At 71.8% G+C, this 10,191-nt stretch carries 6 protein-coding genes and 1 tRNA gene; 3 read left to right on the plus strand and 4 right to left on the minus strand.

The window, feature by feature from the left end; translation table 11 throughout:
- Positions 1-124: 124 nt before the first annotated feature.
- From QCD68_RS15800 to mnmA, 4 genes are all read right to left on the minus strand, one after another.
- Positions 125-2,503, minus strand: a complete 2,379-nt coding sequence (locus QCD68_RS15800) for a transglycosylase domain-containing protein (RefSeq protein ID WP_301223711.1) — start codon at positions 2,501-2,503, stop codon at positions 125-127.
- 201 nt (positions 2,504-2,704) lie between these two features.
- Complete coding sequence (locus tag QCD68_RS15805; RefSeq protein WP_301223712.1) at positions 2,705-3,979, minus strand: alpha/beta hydrolase; 1,275 nt, start codon at positions 3,977-3,979, stop codon at positions 2,705-2,707.
- Between the two features lie 247 nt (positions 3,980-4,226).
- Positions 4,227-6,581 carry an NAD-dependent DNA ligase LigA gene (gene ligA, locus QCD68_RS15810; RefSeq protein WP_301223713.1) on the minus strand — a complete coding sequence of 785 codons (2,355 nt, stop codon included), beginning with the start codon at positions 6,579-6,581 and terminating at the stop codon, positions 4,227-4,229.
- Between the two features lie 74 nt (positions 6,582-6,655).
- Positions 6,656-7,762, minus strand: a complete 1,107-nt coding sequence (mnmA, locus tag QCD68_RS15815; RefSeq protein ID WP_301223714.1) for a tRNA 2-thiouridine(34) synthase MnmA — start codon at positions 7,760-7,762, stop codon at positions 6,656-6,658.
- Between the two features lie 41 nt (positions 7,763-7,803).
- Here mnmA and QCD68_RS15820 point away from each other — a divergent pair, with 41 nt between their 5' ends.
- The 3 genes from QCD68_RS15820 (at position 7,804) to QCD68_RS15830 (ending at position 10,109) form a co-directional block, all read left to right on the plus strand.
- A complete protein-coding gene (locus tag QCD68_RS15820; RefSeq protein ID WP_301223715.1) occupies positions 7,804-9,105 on the plus strand; it encodes an MFS transporter in 1,302 nt (433 codons plus the stop codon).
- Positions 9,106-9,218: 113 nt separating this feature from the next.
- Positions 9,219-9,298, plus strand: a tRNA-Leu gene (locus QCD68_RS15825).
- Positions 9,299-9,431: 133 nt separating this feature from the next.
- Positions 9,432-10,109: a DedA family protein gene (locus QCD68_RS15830; protein ID WP_290158327.1), complete on the plus strand. Its 678-nt coding sequence runs from the start codon at positions 9,432-9,434 to the stop codon at positions 10,107-10,109.
- The last annotated feature ends 82 nt before the right edge of the window (positions 10,110-10,191 follow it).

The raw sequence follows: 10,191 nt of genomic DNA on the forward strand, positions 1-10,191 counted from the left end.
CCTCGGCGGGGCCCCCGGGGTGGCTGCCGGGGGGGGGGCCCGGGGGCGGGCCCGGCGTCCCCGCCCGGGGCCTCCAGACCGACACGACGCGACGCGATCGGACGCGGACGCGGTTCGACGCAGCTCAGCCAGCCGGCGGTGCAGCAGCAGCCCCACCAGCGGCAGCCCCGCCCGCAGCGGCACCACCGGCCGGAGCCCCGCCCCCGGTGACCGCGCCGTCAGCCGCCGGTGCCTGCGCCGCCGGGTTCGACGTCGTCGGGTTCGACGTCGCCGGCGCCGGCGCGCCCGACGCATCCGTCCCCGGCGTCTGCTGCTGCGTCCCCTGCTGCGCGTCCGACCCGCCCGACGGCGTCGCGGTCTTCGCCTTCGTGGGCGTCCCGATCATCGCCTGGTCCGGAGCGGGCAACGTGCCGCCGCCGTACGCGCCGTCCAGGTACGTCATCAGCTGCTTGCCGACCTGGAACTTGGCGCTGTACCCGGTGGTGCCCTGCAGGAACGGCCAGTTCGCCAGCCGCACGTGGCCCTGCACGTTGCCGATCCAGGTCGCGTTCGTGTACTTCGTCGACGACGTGACCAGCCAGTTCTGCTGGTCGCCGTCGGTCGTGCCGGTCTTGGCGAACTTCGGCACGGAGTCGCCCGGGTTGGCGGTGGCCGCGGTGCCCTTCCCGCTCAGCACGCCCTGCAGCGCCCAGTCGACGGTGCCGGCGACCTCGGCGCTGACCCCGCGGTTGCAGGTCGCCGGGGTCGGCCGGATCGTCGCGCCGCTGGCCGTCGTGACGGAGTCGATGGTGGTGGGGGTGCAGGCGATGCCGCCGTTCGCGAACCCGGCGTAGGCCTCGGCGAGGTCGATCGGTGCGAGCGGGTTCGTCCCGAGGACGGACGCGGGGTTGGAGTCCGGTGCGGTGCCGTCCGCCTGGTGGATCCCCATGCCCACGGCGGTCTTCTGGATCCCGCACAGGTCGAGCTGCTTCGCCATCGCGCCGAAGGCGGTGTTGATGGACTCCACGGTCGCGTCGAGCACGGTCATCGACGACGGCACCTCCTCGGCGTTGGCGACGCTCCACGGCTGCCCGCCGAGGGGTGCGCACGAGTTCGTGAACTCGTCCTGCGGGAACGTGTTCTCGGTCGTCCCGACGGACTCGGACAGGGTGTGCCCGTTGGCCAGCCAGTCGGCCAGGGTGAAGACCTTGTAGGTCGAACCGGTCTGGAAGCCGCTCGAGCTGCCGACGGCCTGGTCGGCGTTGTAGTTCACGGCGGTGGCACCCGGGGTGGGTGCGTCGGACTGCGTGTACGTGGTGTTCTGCACCATCGAGACCACACGGCCGGTGCCGGGTTCGACGGTGACGTTCGTGCCACCGGCGTCGACGCCGGCCATCGTCGTCGGCACGTAGGACGACAGTGCGTTCTGCGCGTGGTCCTGCAGGTCGAGGTCGAGCGAGGTGTGGATCGACAGGCCCTTCGTGTCGAGGGTGGCGATCCGGTCCGAGGCCGTCTTGCCGAAGGCCGGGTCGGAGAGCACCTGCGAACGCACCATGTCGCAGAAGTAGCCGGCGTCGTACTTCGACGCTGCCGTCGAGCAGCCGTTGGCGGTCGCGGTGATCTTCGGCGTGATCGGTGTCGCGATCGCCTTCGTCAGCTCGGCCGCGGAGATCGCGTGGTGGGCGTGCATGCGGCGGAGGACGTAGTCGCGGCGGACCTTCGTCAGCGCGTACCCGTTCGCCGAGCCGTTGGCCTTGTCGCTCGGCTGGTCGATGCGCAGGCCCGACGGGTTGTTGAGGATCGCCACGAGGGTCGCCGACTGCACGAGCGACAGGTCCTTCGCGTGGACGCCGAAGTAGTACTCGGCACCGGCCTCGGCGCCGTAGACACGGCCGCCGAGCCCGACGATGTTGAGGTACCCGGTGAGGATCTGGTCCTTGCTGTACTTCTTGTCGACGGCGATCGCGTACCGGATCTCCTGCAGCTTGCGTGCCTTCGACTGGCCGGCGACCTTGTCGTAGCAGGCGTCGACCTTCTTCTTCGTGGACGCCGGGTCCTTGCCGTTGAGCTGCTCGCACTGCTGCACGAGGACGTTCTTGACGTACTGCTGCGTGATGCTCGAGCCGCCCTGGACGCCCTTGCCGAGTGCGTCGGCGATCGTCGCGCGGAGTGTCCCGACCACGTCGATCCCACCCTCGGTGTGGAAGCGCGGGTCCTCGGTGTCGATGGCCGCCTGCTTGAGGGTGTCGGCGATCTGTCCGGACTGCACGTTGGTGCGGTTCTCGGCGTAGAACGACGCGATCGGGACCTCTTGTCCGCCCTGCTTCGCGTAGACGGTGGACACCTGCTGCGGCGTCTGGATGTCGAGGTAGCTCGGCAGGTCCTCGAAGAACTCGGCCGCGCCGCTCGCGCCCTCCCCCGCGACGGCGACCGCCGGGGTCACCGCGACGGCGACGAGCAGGCCGGCGAGGACCGACATGACGACGAACATCAAGAGGGCACCCGGCCACCGCACGACTCGCATGTCGAGCACGGTAAGGAGACGGGCTGTACTCACACTGCTGCGCGCGGTCGCGCGACTGCACAGCCGCACAGGATGCTCCCGGTCTCGCCGCCGCCACGTGGTCCGACACGGCCTGGAGGCCCACATCACCGGCCCTGCGCCGGTCCGGTCACGATCCGGTCACGTCTGGGCAGCCTCCCGTCCCGCCGCCGGTGACGGTGGTCAGTCGCGCGGCTGGAGGTCCTGCGGTCGGACGAGGTACATGTCCGGCGTCGCCTGGACGACCCCGTCACCCGGGGTGTCGCCGGGTGTGTGCCGACCGCTGACAAGGTCGCCCCGGCCCACCGCGATGAGCGCGACGTCGTGCAGGGACGCCGTGCCGGGCTTGAGGTAGTCGTTGTGCCCGAACGGCTGCCGGAAGACGTCCCCGGCGTCCGCGGGGTCACTGCCGCCGGCCAGGTCGAGCGCCGCCGCGCCGAACGAGGTCCGCCCGGGGTCGGTGCCGAAGAAGCCGGTGCCCGCGACCGGGTCCCAGTGCGCCCCGCCGACGTAGACCTGACCGTGCGGGACACCGAGCTCGTCGACCGAGGTGACGGCGCTGCCCGGGGACCCGAGCATGGTCAGGCTGTCCACCCGGGTGCGTCCGGACGACAGCGCGATCATCGCCGTGGTCGACCCGTACGAGTGCGCCACGACCCCGAGCCGCGGTTCGTGGTCGTTCCGGACCGCCCGGATGCCGTCGAGGGTCCGGACCAGCCGGTCGGCGCCGAGGTGGGCGAGTTCGAGCGACATGAAGTTCGAGATGCCGGGCGTGCGGTACCCCATCCACGCGACGACCGCGATGCCCGGGCCGTTCGCGGGGGCGGCCACCGGCGCGAGGGTGGCCTGCTCGCGGAACACGTCCCCGGCCGTCGCGGTGAAGTCCACCATCTGGCCGTTGACCGAGAAGAAGATGCCGGGCACCACGACCGAGACGTCGCCGGCGGTGTCCAGGTCGCCGACCGAGATCGCGCACCGGCCGCTCCCCCGGGTGTCGAGCGTGACGAGGTACTTCCGCGGGTCGTCCGGGGTCTGCTCCAGCGACTGCCGCACCTGCCCGAGCATCGACGCGAGCGAGGTCGACGTGCCCGGGTCGGCCAGTCCTGCGGCGAGGGATGCCCGGTTCGCGACGTCCCGGACGTCGTACGGCACGCCGTCGAGGTTGCCGATCACGACGGGGGCGTCGTCGGTCAGGACCGTCTGCGACGCCGGCGACAACCCGCGCCACCAGTTCGCCACGAGGTTGGTGCTGGGCGGGTCGTCCATCGCGGTCGCGGTCACACGCGAGTCGTCGTCGGCGGCCTGCAGGGTGAGCGGTGCCGCGGTCTCGAGGGCGTCCAACCAGCGCTGCCCGGAGGCGACGGCGAGCGCCTCGACGGCCGGTCGGGACACGTGGTCGGACGCTCGGGGTCCGGAGGTCCCGACGGCGGCCGACGCGACGACGACGGAAGCGGGCACGGCAGGGGCCTCGACGACTCCCAGCGAGTGGATCGAGGCGGTCAACAGAGCCGCGGCGATGAGCAGCAAACGGGTCTCCCCCGGGAAGGCCAGCCTGTCGTTCCCCTGCAGACGACAGGTGATGCTCCGTCGAGTTTAGGGAGATCCGGCCCTTCGGGGGTCATGCGCGATGCAACATGACCCCCGAACTGGGGTCACAACGGGGTGCGTCGCAGGGGCCGCTTCGCGCGCGGCCGTGCATCGCCCTCTACTGCGGCTCCGCGGCGTCCGGAGCGGGCTCGGCTTCGGCAGGTGCCGGATCGCCGAGCGCGGCCGGCCCCGCGGTCACGAGCAGGGCGAACTGCTCGGCGTCGATGATCCGCAGTCCGAGCTGCTCCGCCTTCGTCAGCTTCGAGCCGGCGCCCGGGCCCGCGGCGACGAAGTCCGTCTTCTTGCTGACGCTCGACGCGGCCTTCCCACCGGCGGCGATGATCGCCTCTTGCGCACCCTCGCGGCTGAAGCCCTCGAGCGAGCCGGTCGCGACGACGGTGACCCCCGCGAGCACCCCGCCGGCTTCGGTCGCGGCCCCCGGCCCGGGGTGTCCAGGCGTCGTGAGCTGCACGCCCGCGGCCGTCCAGCGGTCGATGATCTCGCGGTGCCAGTCGACCTCGAACCAGTCGAGCAGCGCGTCGGCGATGATCCCGCCGACCCCGTCCACCGCGGCCAGTTCGTCGCGCGAGGACGACCGGATCGCGTCGAGCGACCCGAAGTGGTTCGCGAGCGCCCGGGCCGCGACGGGTCCGACGTGGCGGATGTTCAGGCCGACCAGGATGCGCCACAGCGGCTTCGTCTTCGCGGCGTCGATGTTCGCGAGCATCTCGAACGCGTTCTTGGACGGGTACCGGCTCGGCTCGCCCGTGTAGTCCGCACCGCGGGCCTCCGGGTCGAACGGCGGGTCGGTCTTCTTCCGCGCCCGGCTGAACGGGGTCACGCGCTTCGGGGCGCCGCCGTCCTCGGTCTTCTCCATGCCGGTCTCGGCGTCTCGGACGACGACCTCGATCGGGACGATGTCCTCCAGCGTCAGGTCGAACAGCCCGGCCTCGGTCACCAGCGGCGGGGTCTCCGGGAACACCGGCTGGGTGAGCGCGGCGGCGGCCACCTCGCCCAGGCCCTCGATGTCGAGCGAACCGCGGGAGGCGATGTGCTCCACCCGGCCGCGCACCTGCGCCGGGCAGCTCTCGGCGTTCGGGCAGCGGAGGTCGATGTCGCCCTCCTTCGCCGGGCGGAGCGGGGTGCCGCACTCCGGGCAGTCGGTCGGCATCACGAACTCGCGCTCGGTGCCGTCGCGGAGCTCGACCACCGGGCCGAGGACCTCGGGGATCACGTCGCCGGCCTTGCGGAGCACGACGGTGTCGCCGATCAGGACGCCCTTCGCCTTCACCACCTGCTGGTTGTGCAGGGTGGCCTGGCGGACGACGGACCCGGCGACCTCGGCCGGCTCCATCGCGGCGAAGGGGGTGGCCCGACCGGTACGGCCGACGCTGACGACGATGTCGAGCAGCTTCGTGTGGACCTCTTCCGGCGGGTACTTGTAGGCGATCGCCCAGCGCGGAGCCCGGCTGGTCGACCCGAGTTCCTCGTGCAGCCCGAGGTCGTCGACCTTGATGACGATGCCGTCGATCTGGTGCTCGACCGCGGAGCGACGCTCGCCGTACTCCTTGACGAAGCCCAGGACCTCGTCCACCGAGTCGAACACGCGGTGGTGCGTGCCGGTCGGCAGACCCCACTCGTGCAGCAGCTCGTAGACCTCGGACTGGGCGCGGACGTCGGTGTCGCGCTCGAGTTCGGCGACCGGCCAGGCCCCGATGCCGTGCACGAGCATCCGGAGGCGCCGCAGCCGGTCGACCATCAGCTCGCGCTTGCCTGCGGACTTGCCCTCCTCCTTCTGGCGGAGGGACCCCGCAGCGGCGTTCCGCGGGTTCGCGAACACCCGCTCGCCGGCGTCGCGCTGCCGGGCGTTCAGCTCGTCGAACTGCGCGACCGGGAAGAAGATCTCGCCACGGACCTCCACCAGGGGCGGGTGACCGCTGCCGGCGAGCCGGTCCGGGATCGTGCCCATCGTCCGGACGTTGCCGGTGACGTCCTCGCCCACCACACCGTCGCCGCGGGTGGCCGCCGACACCAGTCGTCCGTGCTCGTACCGCAGGTTGATCGCGAGCCCGTCGATCTTCAGCTCGGACAGGAACCGGACCCGCTCGGCACCGGCGTCCCGCTGGACCTTGAGCGCCCAGTCGGTCAGTTCCTCGGGGCTGAAGACGTTGTCGAGGCTCAGCATCCGCTCGGCGTGCTCGACCGGGGCGAACTGCGTGGTCTGCGCCTGCCCGCCGACCGTCTGCGTCGGGCTGTCCTCGGTCAGGAGTTCCGGGAACCGCTGCTCGATCGCGTCCAGCCGGTGCATCATCGTGTCGTACTCGGCGTCGGACGCGGGCGAGCCGTTGCCCTCGTAGTAGGCGTGCCGCAGTTCGTTCAGTCGGGCGCGCAGCCGGTCGACCTCTCGAGCGGCCTGCGCGGCGTCGAGGCCTGCGGGGTCGATGGTCTCGAAGGTCGCGTCGGTGTCGCTCATGTGTCAGTTCTACCGTGCGCCACCGACCCCGGTCGCAGCGGCCGGGGCAGGGTCGTCAGGCCGGGACAGGGTCCTCAGGCCGGGACGGGCGCTGCCGACACCGTCGTGTCGATGGTGCACTGGCCGAGCACCCGGGTGCCGACGTACACGACGGCGGTCTGCCCGGGGGCGACGCCGGACAGCGGCTCGTCCGGGACGATCACCAGTGCGCCGTCCTCGATGCGGGCGGTCGCGGGCTCCGGGTCGGCGTGCGCACGGATCTGCACGTCGCAGCGGAACGGGGTCGACGGGTCCGCCGGTGCCGTGCCGGCCCAGGTGTACCGGGTGCCGGAGAGCGAGGCGACGTCGAGCGCTTCCTTCGGCCCGACCACGACGGTGTTGTCCTTCGGGCGGATCTCGAGCACGAAGCGGGGCTTGCCGTCCGCCGCGGGTCGACCGAGCGCCAGACCGCGACGCTGCCCGACCGTGTAGCCGTGGGCGCCGTCGTGGCTGCCGACGACCGTGCCGTCACGCTCGACGACGTCACCGGTCTCGCTGCCCACGCGGTCGGCGAGCCAGCCGCGGGTGTCGCCGTCGGGGATGAAGCAGATGTCGTACGAGTCCGGCTTCTGCGCGACCGTCAGCCCGCGGGCGGCGGCCTCGGCACGGACCTCGTCCTTCGACGGGGTGGCCCCGAGCGGGAACATCGCGTGCTGCAGCTGCTCCGCCGTCAGGACACCGAGCACGTAGGACTGGTCCTTCGCCCACGCCGCCGAGCGGTGCAGTTCACGAGAACCGTCCGGCGCGGTCACGATCGAGGCGTAGTGCCCGGTCGCGACGGCGTCGAACCCCAGGGCCAGGGCCTTCTCGAGCAGGGCCGCGAACTTGATCCGCTCGTTGCAGCGCATGCAGGGGTTCGGGGTGCGGCCGGCCTGGTACTCGGCCACGAAGTCGTCGACGACGTCCTCCTTGAACCGCGCCGAGAAGTCCCACACGTAGTACGGGATCCCCAGGGCCGAGGCGGCGCGCTGCGCGTCCATCGAGTCCTCGATCGTGCAGCACCCGCGGCTGCCCGTTCGCAGGGTGCCGGGCATCCGACTGAGCGCCAGGTGCACCCCGACGACGTCGTGGCCGGCGTCCACCGCCCGGGCCGCGGCCACCGCCGAGTCGACCCCACCGCTCATCGCCGCCAGAACACGCATGCGTCCAGGGTAACTCCGACACGGCGTACCGTTGCTCGACGATGACGAGCATCACGAACGACGCCTTCGACCTCCGCGGCGTCCTGCTGTCCGGGTTCCTGCCCGCCGCGCTCTTCGCGATCGGCGAGGGCGCGATCATCCCGATCATCCCGATCGCCGCGGACTCCCTCGGGGCGAGCCTGGCGATCGCCGGGTTCGTCGCCTCGCTGATCCTGGTCGGGGAGCTCATCGGCGACGTGCCCTCGGGCGTCGTCGTCGCGCGGATCGGCGAGCGCAACGCGATGATCGGCGCCGCCGTCGTCTCGGTGGTCGGACTGCTCGTCTGCACGGTCGCCCCGAACCCCCTGGTCCTGGCCCTCGGCGTGTTCCTGGTCGGCCTGTCCACCGCGGTCTTCGCGCTCGCCCGACACGCGTACATGACGACCGCGATCCCGCTGCGGATCCGGGCCCGCGCGCTCTCGAGCCTCGGCGGGGTGTTCCGGTTCGGGTACTTCGTCGGTCCGTTCCTCGCGGCCGGCGTCATCCACCTCACCGGCACGACACAGAGCGCGTTCTGGGTCCACGTCGTCTGCTGCCTCGGTGCCGCCGTCGTGCTGCTCGTCATCCGCGACCCCGCGACGGGCGTGCGCGGTCTGCAGCGGCCGACCCGCGCCTCCCGGCCGACCGCGACCGCGACCGACCACGCGACGGACCCCGCGACCGCCGCGCTCGAGGGCAAGCAGTTCGTCAAGGATGAGTCGCAGGGCCTCTTCCAGACCATCCGCGCCCACCACCGGGTCCTCGTCCGCCTGGGCAGCGGCGCCGCGCTGATCGGCGCCATGCGCGCCGGACGGCAGGTGATCCTGCCGCTCTGGGCCGTCAGCGTCGGGCTCGACGACTCCACCGCCGCCCTGGTCATCGGCATCGCCGGTGCCGTCGACTTCGCGCTGTTCTACACGAGCGGGCAGATCATGGACCGCTGGGGACGCCTGGCGAGCGCGCTGCCCTGCATGCTCGGCCTGAGCATCTGCTACTTCCTGCTCGCCTGGAGCGACCACCTCGACGCCCGCGTCGGCTGGTTCATCGCGGTCGCGATGGCCATGTCCCTGGCGAACGGCGTCGGCTCCGGCATCCTCATGACGCTCGGCGCCGACCTGGCACCCGCGGACCGGCCGGCTCCGTTCCTCGGCGCCTGGCGGTTCACCGGGGACCTCGGGTCCGCCGCCGCCCCGCTCGTCATCTCGGGCGTCACCGCCCTGGCGACCATCGCGGTCGCCAGCGGCGTGATGGGCGTGCTCGGCCTGGTCGGCGCGGGCATCCTGCTCCGGTACGTGCCGCGGTACCTCCCCCGCACGTTGCGCTGACCGGCCCGCTCGGGCGTCGCCTGGTCGCGCGTCGCCTTCTCGGGCGTCGCCCACCAGCCGGGAGGCCCGCCCCACCTCCGCAACCCGCCCCGCTGCGTACACTGGGTCGGCCAGCGGGAGTGGTGGAATTGGTAGACACGCAGGATTTAGGTTCCTGTGCTCCGGCGTGAGGGTTCGAGTCCCTCCTTCCGCACCGGACGGCCGGCGGGCTCGCGCACCGGGTCGCGTCGGACGTCAGTCCTCCGACGGACGGCCCCGACACGCCCGCACGGTACCCTCGGTCCGGCGGGTGCTCCATCCGCCCTCGCCCGCCGACCGGAAGAACCATGCACTCCGTCGCACTCGCCCTGATCCCCTGGCTGGATCCGCAGTACATCCTCGACCACTTCGGGGCCTTCGCCGTGCTCGTCGTGTGCGCCATCATCTTCGCCGAGACCGGGCTGCTGATCGGGTTCATCTTCCCGGGCGACAGCCTGCTCGTCATCACCGGCCTCTTCGCCTTCGACCGTCACGGTCAGATCGGCGGGATCCCGATCTGGGTCGTCGCACTGATGATCGGCGCGGCGGCGTTCCTCGGCGGTGAGCTCGGCTACTACATCGGCAAGAAGGCCGGGCCGCCGATCTTCGAACGCAAGGACAGCGGACTGTTCTCGAAGGCGAACGTCGACCGGACGAACGCGTTCTTCCACAAGTACGGCGCCCTCGCGGTGATCCTGGCGCGCTTCGTCCCGGTGGTCCGGACGTTCGCCCCGATCGCCGCCGGTGTGGGCCGGATGAACTACAAGAAGTACTCGCTGTACAACGCCGTCGGCGCGGTCATCTGGGGCGTCGGGGTCACGTTCCTCGGGTACTTCCTCGGGTACATCCCCGCGGTGGCGTACATCGTGCGGAACTACATCGACGTGATCCTGCTCGCGGCGGTCGTCGTCACGGTGGTCCCCGCCGCGATCACCTACTTCCGGAACGCCCGCAAGGCCAAGCAGCGCGAGCCCGAGCAGCCGTAGGCCGGCGCTGTCGGCGACCCGGCGCGAGCGGGACCCGCACAACGGAAACCGGCTCGAACCACGGCATGCCGTGGTTCGAGCC

It is taken from the genome of Curtobacterium sp. PsM8, from assembly GCF_030433875.1.
Taxonomy (GTDB): Bacteria; Actinomycetota; Actinomycetes; order Actinomycetales; family Microbacteriaceae; genus Curtobacterium.

Coding starts and splice junctions, on each gene's coding strand:
- QCD68_RS15800 (WP_301223711.1), bottom strand. CDS start 2,503: ATGCGAGTCGTGCGGTGGCCGGGTGCCCTCTTGATGTTCGTCGTCATG.
- ligA (WP_301223713.1), bottom strand. CDS start 6,581: ATGAGCGACACCGACGCGACCTTCGAGACCATCGACCCCGCAGGCCTC.
- mnmA (WP_301223714.1), bottom strand. CDS start 7,762: ATGCGTGTTCTGGCGGCGATGAGCGGTGGGGTCGACTCGGCGGTGGCC.
- QCD68_RS15820 (WP_301223715.1), top strand. CDS start 7,804: ATGACGAGCATCACGAACGACGCCTTCGACCTCCGCGGCGTCCTGCTG.
- QCD68_RS15830 (WP_290158327.1), top strand. CDS start 9,432: ATGCACTCCGTCGCACTCGCCCTGATCCCCTGGCTGGATCCGCAGTAC.